The 13323-nt window shown below is 69.1% G+C and carries 12 protein-coding genes; 5 read left to right on the top strand and 7 right to left on the bottom strand.

What is annotated here, in order from left to right:
* Positions 1-81 precede the first annotated feature (81 nt).
* The gene (gene pcaD, locus AB0I94_RS25220; protein ID WP_363311906.1) at positions 82-888 is read left to right on the top strand and encodes a 3-oxoadipate enol-lactonase; all 807 of its coding nucleotides are present in this window, start codon (positions 82-84) and stop codon (positions 886-888) included.
* A gap of 57 nt (positions 889-945) precedes the next feature.
* On the opposite strand, the gene AB0I94_RS25215 is transcribed toward pcaD, so the two are convergent.
* The 3 genes from AB0I94_RS25215 to AB0I94_RS25205 form a co-directional block, all read right to left on the bottom strand.
* Positions 946-1776, bottom strand: coding sequence for a DUF899 family protein (locus AB0I94_RS25215; protein ID WP_363311905.1), 831 nt, complete (start codon positions 1774-1776; stop codon positions 946-948).
* Between the two features lie 382 nt (positions 1777-2158).
* Positions 2159-2590: an SgcJ/EcaC family oxidoreductase gene (locus AB0I94_RS25210; RefSeq protein ID WP_363311904.1), complete on the bottom strand. Its 432-nt coding sequence runs from the start codon at positions 2588-2590 to the stop codon at positions 2159-2161.
* A gap of 80 nt (positions 2591-2670) precedes the next feature.
* Positions 2671-3594: an RNA polymerase sigma-70 factor gene (locus tag AB0I94_RS25205; RefSeq protein WP_363311903.1), complete on the bottom strand. Its 924-nt coding sequence runs from the start codon at positions 3592-3594 to the stop codon at positions 2671-2673.
* Positions 3595-3791: 197 nt separating this feature from the next.
* Between AB0I94_RS25205 and AB0I94_RS25200 the strand changes: the two genes are divergently transcribed.
* The gene (locus AB0I94_RS25200; RefSeq protein ID WP_363311902.1) at positions 3792-4277 is read left to right on the top strand and encodes a carboxymuconolactone decarboxylase family protein; all 486 of its coding nucleotides are present in this window, start codon (positions 3792-3794) and stop codon (positions 4275-4277) included.
* A 163-nt stretch (positions 4278-4440) separates the two neighbouring features.
* Here AB0I94_RS25200 and AB0I94_RS25195 read toward each other — a convergent pair whose 3' ends face one another.
* A complete protein-coding gene (locus AB0I94_RS25195; RefSeq protein WP_363311901.1) occupies positions 4441-5565 on the bottom strand; it encodes a hypothetical protein in 1125 nt (374 codons plus the stop codon).
* 785 nt (positions 5566-6350) lie between these two features.
* On the opposite strand from AB0I94_RS25195, the gene AB0I94_RS25190 reads away from it, so the two are divergent.
* Entirely contained in the window at positions 6351-6902 is a 552-nt protein-coding gene (locus tag AB0I94_RS25190; RefSeq protein ID WP_363311900.1) for a DM13 domain-containing protein, read from the top strand.
* A 121-nt stretch (positions 6903-7023) separates the two neighbouring features.
* On the opposite strand, the gene AB0I94_RS25185 is transcribed toward AB0I94_RS25190, so the two are convergent.
* Positions 7024-7251, bottom strand: a complete 228-nt coding sequence (locus AB0I94_RS25185) for a DUF5133 domain-containing protein (RefSeq protein WP_363311899.1) — start codon at positions 7249-7251, stop codon at positions 7024-7026.
* A gap of 99 nt (positions 7252-7350) precedes the next feature.
* On the bottom strand, positions 7351-10749 hold the full coding sequence (locus AB0I94_RS25180) for a BTAD domain-containing putative transcriptional regulator (RefSeq protein ID WP_363311898.1): 3399 nt from the start codon (positions 10747-10749) through the stop codon (positions 7351-7353).
* Positions 10750-10928: 179 nt separating this feature from the next.
* Between AB0I94_RS25180 and AB0I94_RS25175 the strand changes: the two genes are divergently transcribed.
* On the top strand, positions 10929-11690 hold the full coding sequence (locus AB0I94_RS25175) for an SDR family oxidoreductase (RefSeq protein ID WP_363311897.1): 762 nt from the start codon (positions 10929-10931) through the stop codon (positions 11688-11690).
* A 39-nt stretch (positions 11691-11729) separates the two neighbouring features.
* Positions 11730-12218 (top strand): nitroreductase/quinone reductase family protein, encoded by a 489-nt coding sequence (locus tag AB0I94_RS25170; protein WP_363311896.1) that lies wholly within the window; start codon positions 11730-11732, stop codon positions 12216-12218.
* Between the two features lie 148 nt (positions 12219-12366).
* Here AB0I94_RS25170 and AB0I94_RS25165 read toward each other — a convergent pair whose 3' ends face one another.
* On the bottom strand, positions 12367-13299 hold the full coding sequence (locus AB0I94_RS25165; RefSeq protein ID WP_363311894.1) for an AraC family transcriptional regulator: 933 nt from the start codon (positions 13297-13299) through the stop codon (positions 12367-12369).
* Positions 13300-13323: the final 24 nt, after the last annotated feature.

Below are 13323 nucleotides of genomic sequence, written 5' to 3'. Positions count from 1 at the left end.
AGCTCTTCTGATCTTTGTAATAGACCTCTGTGGGTGGTCTTCATAAGGTGAGTGCATAGCCGCTAGATCACTGGAGCTGACATGACTTCTCAGACCCGTACCGCCATCACCACCGGCGATGGCGTCCGTATCGCCTACCGCTTCGACGGTGACGAGACCAAGCCGGTGCTGCTGCTCTCGAACTCCATCGGTACCGATCTCCACATGTGGGATGGCCAAGTGTCCGCTCTGACCGAGCACTTCCGGCTGCTGCGCTACGACGCGCGTGGCCACGGCGCCTCCGCTGTCCCGCACGGCCCGTATTCCCTGGACCGGCTGGGGCGCGACGTGGTGGAGCTGCTGGACGCGCTGGGCCTGCAGCGGGTGCACGTGCTGGGCCTGTCTCTGGGCGGAATCGTCGCGCAGTGGCTGGGGATCCACGTTCCGGAGCGCGTCGACCGCCTGGTGCTCTCCAACACCGCCGCGCACCTCGGCCCGGCCAATCAGTGGGACCGACCGATCGCCGAACTGCTGGAAGCACCCGACATGCAGGTCACCGCGGAAGGTTTCCTGCGCAACTGGTTCCCGGCCCACATGCTGCGAGGCGACAACGAGGTCGTCGAGGGCTTCCGCCGCACCCTGCTCGCCACGCAGCGCGAGGGCGTGGCCGGGAGCTGGGCCGCGGTGCGCGACTTCGACCTGCGCCGCACGGCCACTCTCATCCGCAACCCGACGCTGGTCATCGCGGGCGAGCACGACACCGTCACGTCCGTCGATCACGGCAAGGACCTCGCCGCGACCGTCCCCGGCGCGCGGTTCACCGTCCTGCCCACGGTGCACATGGCGAACGTCGAAGGGCAGGCGGAATTCCTGGACGCCGTGGTGGGCTTCCTGACAGAACAGTCCTGAGGTGTACTGCGCTCTGCCCCGCGAAGCCGGTTCGTCCACCCTGGGGTGCGCGTTCCGTCACCTCGAGAACCGCGATTCGCCAGTGTGCCGTCCAGCGGCAAGGTGGTCGGAGTGTCCGGCGTCGAGTCGCGGCCACTGGGCGATGGGGCGTCCGCCCGACTCGTCCGACACTGGCGACCATCCGGGTGGGCCGCTGTCGGTCCTCATGGAGCAGTGTTGCGGCCAACCGGGGGGTGAATCCTCCCATGGCTCCTGGCGCCCGTAGACGGCGAGGTCCATGAGCGCGTAGCTGTAGTCCATCGCCTCCACGCCGCGGCGGTTGGTCCAGTAGGTCTCGAAGACGCGGTCGCCCTCTCGGAGATAGCACACGAGGTGGAACAGACCGATTTCACGACCGACGAGGAGCGTGTCCAGGGAGGGCTGTGCTGAGTACCACGGCATGGTCCAGCCCATGAAGTCGCGGTAGCGGAGGCTCTCGTCGTAGGAGACCTGTGGGTCGGCGGGGCCGAACGCGGTGTTGCGGCCCTGGCTGAAGACCGCATAGGTGATGTCACGGGAGTGCAGGTAGGACAGCTCGGTGACCTGGCTGAGGAACAACGTGCAGCCCTCGCACTGCTCGGGTGCGTGTCGGGCGGGCCACCACATGAAGTAGTAGGCGACGAGCTGACGGCGGCCTTCGAACGCGTCGCGCAGGGTGAGCGGCCCGCTTGGCCCGATCAACTCGAGGTCGGGGTCAACCTCCACCATGGGCAGGCGCCGACGGGCCGCGGCGATCGCGTCGCCTTCCCGGGTGTGTGCCTTCTCCCGGGTGCGCAGATGGTCGAGTTCGGCCTGGAAGGTAGCCCGGTCGACGACCGTCGGCTCGCCGGGGACTGATTCATCCTTCATCGCTTTCTCTCCTTGTCCCCTGCACTCTTACTGAGTGCGGTATCTGCCGGCATCTGCCGCTGAATCTCCTTCGGACTCAACTATGGCCGCTGGCTGTGCGCATCGATGCTCGAGCACGCCGCGTGTGCTCCAGTCCGCGGAGAACATGACGTCACGCCACGGGTGTTCGGCGTCTGCCTGTGCGAGGACGGCGCCCATCTTCCTGACGCAGGCGGCGGACAAAGGGGGCTGCGTGCGACCAGCCGGAGCCGGCCGTCCTGACGGATCTCCTCAGTACGTGGAGACGCCGCAGGGTACGAGGTGCATCCTGCGGCGCTTGATTCCACGTAACTAATAGGCAGTCGGTCTCTACGGCTGGCCGGCGCTGCACCGCCGCCTCACGTCACGGGGTGAGGACCTCTGTGTTCTGGCAGGCGGCCAGGCGCCATCGCCCGTCCTCCTTGGCCATCACGTAGAGCGGGGAGCCCGCGTTCCCGATCGGCTCCCCTGCCAGCGTCCAGTACTGTGCGTGTGCCTTGACCGCGGCGACGTCGGGGCGGATGAACAGCACGTCCACCACCTCGTACGTGGCCGTCGAGTCCTTCATGGCGCCAGGCAGCACCTGGTGCGTGAAGGACGAGATCTCATCGCGGCCGGCGAGGTACTTGCCGTGGCCCGTCGTCCAGATCGCGTCGGCCCGGAAGAGGCCGACGAACTCCTCGGGCAGCTCCTTCTGTTGGGAGTGCTCGAGCGTGGCGATCACCTGCTTGATCGCTTCGATCTCGGCTTGCTGCGTCTCCTGATCAATGACTGTTGTCTCCATGCCGATCATCATGGAACCTCAACTGGACTTGAGATCAAGGCCTGACTCAGGGTCGATCGACCCCCAGCTCGTGAGAGCGGGCCCGCTCGGGCTCAGCGGCCCACTGCGGTCTCCTGGTTGATACGCGACAGCTTCTCGGGGTTGCGGACGGCGTAAAACCCGGTGATGAGGCCGGCCTCGAGGCGCACCGCCAGGACGGTGTCGATTTCGCCGCCCGCGCGCAGGATCAGCGCCGGGTGACCGTTGACCTGTGCCGGCTGCAAGGTCACGGTCGTGAGCCTGCTCAACACGTTGGCCACCGCTTCGGCGCCCACGACGGGCTCCAGTGCGGCCTGTACGACTCCGCCGCCGTCGGTCAGCAGCACGACGTCCGGTGCGATCATGTCGAGCAGCCTCTGCAAGTCCCCCGTTTCGACGGCCTGTTGGAAAGCCTCGAGCGCACTGCGTGTCTGGGCCGGGGAGACGGCCTCGCGCGGTCGGCGCGCCGCGACGTGGGCCCGTGCGCGGTGGGCGATCTGCCGGACCGCGGCGGGGGTCTTGTCGACTGCCTGCGCGATCTCGTCGTACCCGAGATCGAAGACGTCGCGCAGTACGAACACGGCCCGCTCGGTCGGCGTGAGCGTCTCCAGTACGAGCAGCATCGCCATGGAGACGCTGTCGGCCAGCTCGATGTCCTCGGCGACATCGGGCGCGGTCAGCAGGGGCTCGGGCAGCCAGGGGCCGACGTAGGACTCCTTGCGTCGACGCAGCGTACGCAGCCGGGTCAACGCCTGGCGCGTGGTGATGCGGGCCAGGAAGGCACGCGGGTCCCGGACCGTGTCGTGGTCGACGTCCGCCCAGCGCAGCCAGGTCTCCTGAAGGACGTCCTCGGCGTCGGCGGCGGAGCCGAGCATCTCGTAGGCAACGGTGAACAACAGGTTGCGATGGGCGACGAACGCCTCGGTGGCGGAGTCCGTCCCCTCGGAGCGAGGGCTGTGCCCCGTCACGCCGGTGACTCGCTCGGTGTGCTCGTCCATCGTGGCTCCCGCCTGTTACATCTCATGTCCGTGTCGCGCACAAGACGCCGCCCCTCGTGCTCTTGTGACAGAGAACCCCGGTGGTCCTCGTCACACCGCCGTGCTGTCACAGCTCCCCGGCGGCCGGCGCCTTATGAGCGTCAGGACGCTGCGCGGACGATCCGCGCGGATACGATTCCACAAGCGAGGACGTTGTCATGGAACCCCGTATGAACCTGTTCGCCCACGAGATCGGCGCCAAGATCGGCAAGCGGATCTTCGCCGTCAGCCAGGTGATCCAGGAGTCGCCGCTGCCCAAGCCGACCCAGGAGTTGGTGCAGCTGCGCGCCAGCCAGATCAACGGCTGTGGTTTCTGCGTCGACATCCACACCAAGGACGCCACGGTCGCCGGTGAGACGTCGGCCCGGCTGAACCTGGTCGCCGCCTGGCGCCACTCCACCGTGTTCACCGAGGCCGAGCGAGCCGCCCTGGCCCTCACCGAGGAGGGCACGCGCATCATCGACGGCTACGAGGGTGTCTCCGACGAGACCTGGACCCAGGTGCGCAAGCACTACGACGACGACCAGGCCATCGCGCTGGTCTCCCTGATAGCGATGATCAACGCGACCAACCGGCTCGGCGTAATCCTCAACAACCAGGGCGGCGCCTACGAACCCGGCAATCTCGCCGGCGTCGCCGTCTGATCACCCTCGATGTCGCCGGGCCGGCCCTCGCTCGTTCGCTGCTGCGCTACGGGGCATGAACGGCGATCTTGTGCCCGATAGCCAACAGTTGGCCCGGGAAGGCTCGGAACCGGCCCCTTGGTAGGCCGCCGGACAAGACACGGCGGCCTACCAAGGGCGCTGCTCAGGGCAGCGACCACCAGTTGACCCACAGGTCGGAGTCATCGGTGATGACAAACGCGTACGGGCGCTGCGTGGCGTTCGGATTGTCCTGCATGGTGATCGCTTCTCCGGGGCGTTCGATGACGCGTCCGGGTGGCGTGTTCTGGGCGGCCCAGTGCCAGGCCTTGCCGTCCCACCAGTTGACGTACATCTTCGAGTCGTCGGTGATGACGAAGACGTAGGGGCGGGTGAAGGCGTTCGGGTCGTCCTTCATCGTGACCACACCGACGGAGTCGAGGATGAGCCGCCCGCTGGGCGCCCCTTGTGCGCTCCAGTTCCACTTGCTGCCGTCCCACCAGTTCACGTACAGCTTCGAGTCGTAGCCCTGGACGAAGGCGTACGGCCGCTCCTTCGCGTTCGGGTCGTTCTGGGCGCTGATGACGCCGACGCCCTTCTTGACCGGCTGCCCGGACGGGGCGCCCTGGTCGCTCCAGTGCCACTTGGACCCGTCCCACCAGTTGACCCAGACCTTGGAGTCGTCGGTGATGACGAAGGCGTAGGGGCGGGTGAAGGCGTTGGGGTTGTCCTTCATCGTGGTGACGCCGATGGGCCGGGAGATGGTGCGGTTCGGCGGTGCTCCTTGGTCGCTCCAGTGCCACTTGGAGCCGTCCCACCAGTTGACCCACAGGCGGAAGTCGTCGGTGATGACGAAGGCGTACGGGCGCTGCGCCGCGCTCGGATTGTCCCGGGCGGAGATGACGCCGACGCCCTCACGGATCAGACGCCCGGCAGGCGAACCCTGGTCGCTCCAGTGCCACTTGCTGCCGTCCCACCAGTTCACGTGCAGTTTCGAGTCGTCGGTGATGACGAAGGCGTACGGGCGCTGTTGCGCGTCGGCGTCGTTCTGCATCGTGACGACGCCGACCTTCTCGATGATCGTGCGCCCGGCCGGCGTGCCCTGGTCGCTCCAGTGCCACGCCTTGCCGTCCCACCAGTTGACGTGCAGGCGCGAGTCATAGCCGCGCACGAAGACATACGGCCGCTGCATGGCCTGTGGGTCGTCCTTCATGGTGACGGCGCCCATCGTGGCCCGGACACCGACTGTGGTGGTGGGCTGTTCCTGGTCGTTCCACTGCCATGAACCCATCGCGTTCCCTCTCCGGCCCCCGTCGCGGCATCACGGGCAGGGGCATACTGAAGTGAGACGTGCTCTCAAGACGCTGGCGCCACGTGAGGCGGGCGCCAGGGTGCGAGGACGGGTCCGGCCGGAGTCCCTCGACGTACCGTGCGCGCACACTCTGGCACCGCCTGACTGACCTGTCATCGCCACAGAAGCGAGGAAAGCGATCCACTGGCCTGTTTCCGACATGTCAGCTGACAGCACCGTATTCCCGGCAGCAGTTTCATGTGCCCCTCAGCCTGCGATCCGCGGACGGAAGGACGCCGAGGGCCGAGTGACACACGCGGAGGTCCTGTGGGTCGAATGGCCAAGTATCGCCGCGCCTGACCGCCCACCTGGCTGTGATGGAGAGCCGCCGCCCCCAAAGCCTGCCGGCGCACCTTCAGCCAACTCGGGCGGCTGCGTGACGAACGCCCCCGCGCCTGGCATGCGGCCGCGCGCCAAGAGCTTACGGAGCCATGACGGATGACTCCGTTGTCGTTCCACGCGTGAGGCCAGAGTGTCTACTGATCCTCGTCACGGCGCACGGGATCAGAGGTGGGCTGCACTGTGGGAACGATGGGGGTTTTCATGATCAGGAATCGCAGGGGTACCGCGACCGGGGGATGGGCACCGTGGTGTGACTTCACCGTCCGCGAGACCGTCTGATCTCGGCCGGCGTACGTCGTGAATATCAATTGACCTGGGGATCCGTCGTTTTGAGCGACGTTTCCCCAGGAGTCCAAAGGATCGAATACCTCAGGGGGCAAAGAATGACGAGAGCGCGCAAACCACTGGTTCTCGGAGCGGTTGCGGCAGCCGTCCTGGTCATCGGAGCGGCTCTTTACTTGTTCAAACCGTGGACCCTGTGGACGGACGAGACCGTCCACGAGGAACTGCCCACAGCCGCGCCCGAACCTGCCAAGGGCCAGTCGCCGAGCACCAGTTCCGCACCGCCGACACCTGAAGGGCCGCGCACGGTGGCCACGGGCCAGTTCATCAGCCACGAGCACAGCACCGCCGGTTCAGCGAAGATCCTCCGCCTGGCCGACGGCTCGCACGCCCTGCGCCTGGACGGCCTGGACACCAGCAACGGCCCGGACCTGCACGTCTGGATCACCGATGCTCCGGTGAAGGAAGGCAAGGCGGGCTGGGGCGTCTTCGACGACGGGAAGTACGAAAGTCTCGGCAAGCTCAAGGGCAACAAGGGGGACCAGAACTATGCCCTGCCCGCCGACCTCGACGTGAACGAATACAGCAGCGTCAGCATCTGGTGCAAGCGCTTCAGCGTGTCCTTCGGGGCGGCCGAACTCAGTCCCGTCTGACGGTTGGGTCGGGCAGGCCGCGGGCGCCTTGCGGGACACTTCCTCTCGGTGCCTCCCGCAAGGCACCACCCCGCCGCGATCCCACGCCGACCAGGAGGCCACCACGCGCGCCGGACCTGCGTCAGGCGGTAAGGACCGGCCCGCCTTCTACGGGAGTTGCGGAAAGCTGGCGACGCGCGGCGCTGAGGGCGGCGTCGATACGGCGGGTGCCGGTCGATATGCAGAGCGTGTAGGCAACGTCTTCCATGCGCTGACGGGCTTCCTTGGTGCCGTTCTCAGCATGCAGGGCGCTCAGCGTCTCGTACTGCTCCAGCAGGTTCTTCAGCACGACCGGGTGTGCCATCAGCATCAGGGGCCTCCCTCAGAGCCACTACCAGGGGTATCCGCCCCATCTTGTGCCCCAGAGCCAGAGCGATATTCGCCCGCACTTTCGCGAGGTCGTCCTGCATTACGGCACCGCCGCGTCTCGGGCGAACGCGGCGGTGAAGCCGGGGTCGCCCAGGGCCGTACGGACGGCGGCCGTGATGCGGTCGACGTCGCCGCGTTCGGCCTGCGGCAGAGGTGCCCGCACGGAGGTGCGGGAGCGGGCGGCAGTGCCGAGCAGTTGGGCGGCGAGTTCGAAGCGGCCGGCCAGGTGGTGGGCGCCGGCCAGGCCCTCCAGGGCGAGGGCGACGGCCCGGGGGTCCCCGGTGGTGCGGGCGGCCGTCAGGCCCTCGGTGTGCAGAGTGAGGGCCGCATCGTGGTCGCCCCGGAGTTCGGCGATGAAGCCGAGCTCGGCGAGGATGAGAGCGGCGCCGTTCGCTGCCTCGAACCGGCGGTTCCACTTCAGCCAGGTACGCAGGTAGGGCTCGGCCTCCTCCAAGCGTCCCTGACGCCGGGCGCCGAGAGCGAGGCCGACCTCGGCGAACTCCTGGGCGCGGTGGTCGGCATGCTGGATGGCGAGCCGTCGGCCGTTGCGGTGAAGTCGCTCGGCTCGCGCGTGGTCGCCGTCGAGGAAGGCGATGCGGCCCAGCTCGGACCAGCGGACGGATGCCTCGGTCCACAGGCCCAGGTCCTCGGCGATGCGCAGGCCGTGTCGGTGCTGGGCCTGCGCGGACCGGTAGTCGCCTTCGATCTCCGCCAGCCTGCCCAGCACTCCGACGGCCTGCAACTGGCCCCAGCGGTCGCCGAGTTCACGGAAGAGGTCGAGGCTGTCGTCGGCGTCTGACCGGGAGGCTGTCAGGTCACCGCGCACGTAGCGCTGCACGCCCCGAAGGCTCAGGGCCGCCGCGCTGCCCCAGCTGTCGCCCCGCGTCCGGACATCGGCCAGAGTACGGCGCACCAGCTCCTCACCCACCTCCATCGCACCGAACATCGTCGCGGCATGGGCGAGGAACCAACCTGGGGTGCCCCGGCCGATGTCACCGACGTCCGTCATGTCCTCGTACAGCCGCAGCGGCACGCGACTCACCTGCCCGGATCCCAGGGGGTCACCCGACAGCAGGGTCATCCCCGCGTGCCACGCGGCCACGTGGGCGCGGTCGCCACCGGGCGTACCGCTCTCCTGGTCCGCAGCGGGCGTCTCCGTGATGGCCAGCGCCGTGGCCAGGGAGCGCTTGGCTTCCGTGAGCCGGCCACGCAGGAACCAGTACCAGGCCATGGCCCGCACAAGGCGTCGGGCGAGCGGGGCCTCGCCCGTGGCGGCCGCGGTGTCGAGTGCGGCGCGCAGGTTGGCCGCATCGGCGTCGAGGCGGTGCAGCCAACGCTGCTGGTCATTACCGCGCAAATGACTCTCGGCGCGCTCGGCGAGTTCGGTGTAGTAGCGCAGGTGGGCGCGGCGCAGCTGGTCGTACTCGGTCGCGGACCCGCTCCCGTACGCGGGCGCCGGTACGGTTCCGTGCGCCGGGTTCGCTCTCGTCGCCCGCAGTTGTTCCAGGCAGTACGCCGCCACCGACTCCAGCAGCCGGTAGCGCGGCTGCGGTTCTTCGAGAACGCCGGGCGGCTGCGTACCGGCGGTGACGACGACCAGCGACCGGTCCACGAGCCGGGCCAGCAGGTCGACGACCTCGCCGGGCTTCACACCGCCCCCCGAGCAGAGCGCCTCGGCGGCATCCAGCGTGCAGCCGTCGGAGTGGACGGCCAAGCGGCGCAGCACCGCGCGCTCGGCGGCGGTCAGCAGCTCCCAGCTCCAGTCGATCACCGCCCGCAGGGTCTGCTGCCGCGCCGGGGCGTCCCGCCGCCCGCTCGTCAGGAGCCCGAACCGGTCGTCGAGCCGTTCGGCGAGTGTGGCCGCGCCCAGGACGCGGAGCCGAGTGGCCGCCAGCTCGACGGCGAGTGGAATGCCGTCCATGCGGCGGCAGATGGTGGCGACCGCCTCGGCGTTGCTCTCGGAGAGGGTGAAGCCGGGCGACACGGCGGCGGCCCGCGCCACGAAGAGCCGGACCGCACTCGACCGCATCACGTCCGCGGGGGCGGCTCCCGGCATCGGAACGTCCAACGGCGGGAGGGGCCACAGCTGTTCGCCGAGAATACCCAGCGGCTCGCGGCTGGTGGCCAGGAGGCGTACGCCCGGCGCGGCCTGCAGCAGCAGCCGGGCCAGGGCCGCCACCGCCTCGATCACGTGCTCGCAGTTGTCCAGGACGAGCAGGAGCCGCCGGTCTTGCAACGCATGGGACAACCGGTCCGTCAGGGGGTGCGGGCTACCGGCAGCCGTCGGCGGCGGTGAGCCGGGGCGGGCGTCGTCGCGGATGCCCAGCGCCACCGCCGCCACCTCGGCCAGTGCGTCGACCGCGGCGCCCGACGCCCCGGCCGAACGTGCCGCACCGGAGAGTTCCACCAGCCGTACCCCGTCCGGGAACAGCGCCGCGACGCCCCCGCGGGCACCTGGTCCCGCCTCCCCGCCCGCGACTTCCAGCGCAAGGCGTGTCTTGCCGACCCCGCCGGGCCCCGTCAGCGTCACCAGCCGCTCCTCCGCAAGCATGGCCCGTACCTCGGCCACGGACCGCGACCGCCCGATCAGGCCGGTGACCGGGACGGGCAGCTGCGCGGCAGGTAGGTGCGGACGGATAACCTCCGCCTCCGCGCCGCGGAGCACCACCGGCGGGCGGGCGGCCTGACCTGCCGGGCCGGCCTGACCTGTCTGGCTGAGGATCTCCCCCTGCAGCGCGGCCAGTTCGGGGCCCGGCTCCAGGCCCAGCTCGTCGGCCAGCAGGCGGCGCACCTCCTGGTAGACCTCGAGCGCCTCGCTGGGCCGACCGCTGCCGTACAGGGCGCGCATATGGGCCGCGCGCAGCCGTTCGCGTAGTGGATGTCGCTCAGTCAGTTCCTTTAACTCAGCGGCTAGTTGCCCGTGCTCGCCGAGTTGCAGCCGGGTCTCTGCCTGCTCCTCCCGGACAAGGAGCTGCTGTTCCTCGAGCCGAGCCGCTGCCGCCCGGGCGAACGGCTCGTCCGCAAAGCCGGCGAAGGCGGGGCCCCGCCACTGGGCAAGGGCCTGTTCGAACCCGGTGGCCCGCTCGCGGGGGTCCTCGGCACGGCGGGCGCGGGCGGCCAGTGAGAGGAACTGCTCCGCGTCCACCGCGTCGTCGGCCACCCGTAGTTGGTATCCCGGCGGGCGGTGCACCACCATGCCCTCTCCCCCGGCCGCTGCCAGGGCCTTGCGCAGCCGGGACACCAACGTCTGCAGCGCCGCGGCCGGCCGGGCGGGTGGCGTCTCACCCCAGAGGTCCTCGACCAGCCGGTCCGCCGAGACGACCTGCCCGGGCGTGACCAGCAGGCCGGCCAGCAGGACGCGCACCTTCGCCTCGGGCACCGCCGCGAGTTCGCCGTCCGCCGTCCAGAGGGCCAGTGGTCCCAGTACCCCAAAGCGCATCGGTTCAGCGTACGGGGAGCGCGCGGGCCGTGGGCGAGCACCCGGCAGTAGACCGAAAGCGCCTCGCAGCGGACCGAATGCGGATCGCAGGCGGACCGAAAGGGCCCTGCCGCAGAGTCGTTCTCGCAACCCCGATCAACCGCAAGCCGCACCATCACCCGACAACTTACGGAGTCATCATGAGCAGGTTCACCGGCAAGAAGGCCGTCGTCACCGGTGGGACGCACGGTATGGGCCTTGCCATCGTCAAGGCGCTGCTCGCCGAAGGGGCGGAGGTCGTCCTGACGGGCCGCAGTGAGAAGACCTTGGAAGAGGCGCGGTCCGAGCTCAAGGGCGAGGCGGCACACGTCGTACGCTCCGACGCCGCCAGCATGGCGGACATCGCAGCCCTCGCCGATCTCGCCCAGGAGAAGCTCGGCCGTGTCGATCACCTCTTCGTCAACCACGGCGTCGCGGAGTTCGCCGAGCTGGCGGAGGTCACCGAGGCGTCCTGGGACCGGCACTTCGCCATCAACACCAAGGGCACCTTCTTCACCGTCCAGGCGCTTGCGCCGCTGATGGAGGACGGCGGATCGATCGTCTTCACCACGGTCGCCAACGACGTCGTTTTCCCCGGACTGAGCGCGTACTCCGCGTCCAAGGAGGCCATGCGCGCCCTCGGGCACGTGCTGGCAGCCGAGTTGCTGCCCCGGAAGATCCGGGTGAACTCCGTTGCTCCCGGGTTCATCAAGACGCCGACGATGGGGGTGACCGGCCTGACGGAGGAGCAGCGCAGGGAGTTCGAGCAGCAGGGTGACAAGAGCACGCCGCTCGGGCGCAACGGCACGGTCGAGGAGGTCGCCGCGGCCTCGCTCTTCTTGGCGGCCGACGCGACCTTCACCACCAATGTCGAGCTCGCCGTCGACGGCGGCTTCGCCCAGGGCCTCGTCGCCGCTCACTGAGTCGGTCCGACCCACACCTTGAGAGTTCTGGAGAGTGCTATGTCAGCGCGAGAGAAGGTAATCGAAAGCCCCGACCCCTCGGTGGCGGAGCACGTACGCCGCTATGTCGCAACGGACGGTGCCAGCGGCCACCGGGAAGGCGGGATGACCAATCTCGTCCTCACCCACCGGGGCCGAAAGACCGGCAGGCACTACCGGACCGGCCTCTTCTACGGGCAGGACGCAGGCCGTTACATCCTCGTCGCCTCAGGCTCGGACATCACCCACACCCACCCCCAGTGGTACCTCAACCTGGCGGCCGATCCGGAGGTGCAGGTACAGATCCTCGCCGACCGGTTCGCTGCCCGAGCGCGCACCGCCGAGGGTGCGGAACGGGAGCGGCTGTGGCGACTGATGACCGAACTGGCTCCCGTTTACCGTACGTACGAGGCCAAGAGCCGACGGACCATCCCGGTGGTCATCCTCGATCGCATCGGGACCGGGCCGGTGCCCCTCCCAGATACGCTCTCGACCGGATTCCAGACGTGAGCGGGCGCGGGCCACCCGGCGCAGCAGTCTGTACCAGGGCGGCAGACGCACCGGCCGGACGGCAGGAACGCGTGAGCGAGGCATGGAGTGGACGGTAGAGCACCAGCCGTCACGGACAGAAGCAAGCAACGCCGCCACCGCGCTCCGGTCACGGAGCGTTCGTGGCCTCGCCGGCCGCGAACGCGGCCGGAGTGAGACCAGTGTGTCCGCTGAAGAAGCGGCCGAAGTTGGCGGGATCCGTGAAACCGAGATGGGCGGCCACGGCCCGGGCGTCCCACTCGGCGCCTCCCAGCAGACGCCGGGCTTCCAGCAGGCGCCGCTCGTCGATCAGCTCACGCGCCCCCTTGCCAGTGGCGTTCCGAGCGGCGCGGCTGAGGGTACGGACCGAACAGCCGAGCAGCTCGGCGTAGTCCGCGGCTTGGTGCAGCTCGCGGAAGTGCAGCTCCAGGGCATCCACGAACCGCCCGTACGTGTCACCACGGCCCGCACCGGCCGTCGTGCCCACGGAGGTGATGTCCGGGGAATTGGCGAGACGCAGCAGCAGCGATTCGAGCAGGCTGCGCCGCAGGGCGTTGTGGACATCGAGCCGACGGCGCCCCAGCGCCCGGTGTTCGTCCAGGAGCTGGAGCGCGGTCTGCTGCAGCCAGGAGCCGTCATCGGCGTGCGGAGTCAGCACGGCGGGCGCCTCGTGCGCGGTGAGCGGAGCCAGCAGGCGGGCGACGTCAGGGGTGAGCACGCCCGGCTCGAACAGGAGGAACGGGCCGCGAGCGTCGCCGGGCGGATGCCAGCACTGCGTGTGCCCCGGACGCACCCACAGCCACTGGCCGGGCGAGACGGTCCGCGTGACGTGATCGACGTCGTGCCGCAGCTCACCCTCGGTGACCCCGATCAGGTAATGGAAAGTGGCACGGCCCGGACGGGGCGGGTTCCACGGCCAGTCGTCGTGCTGGGCGAAGAAGTCCTCGACGGTACTCACCTCGAGCCCGTACGGAGTGCCGACCGGGGGCTGGAACCCGAAAAGCGGAACCTCGGCCGGTCCGGACCGTCCGTCCTGCCTGGGGTGTCGCTTGTTGACCATCACGTGTCCGCAGCCTACCGCCCGTTT

This window comes from Streptomyces sp. NPDC050147 (assembly GCF_040660195.1).
Lineage (GTDB): Bacteria > Actinomycetota > Actinomycetes > Streptomycetales > Streptomycetaceae > Streptomyces.
This window is presented reverse-complemented; position numbering and strand designations above follow the sequence as displayed.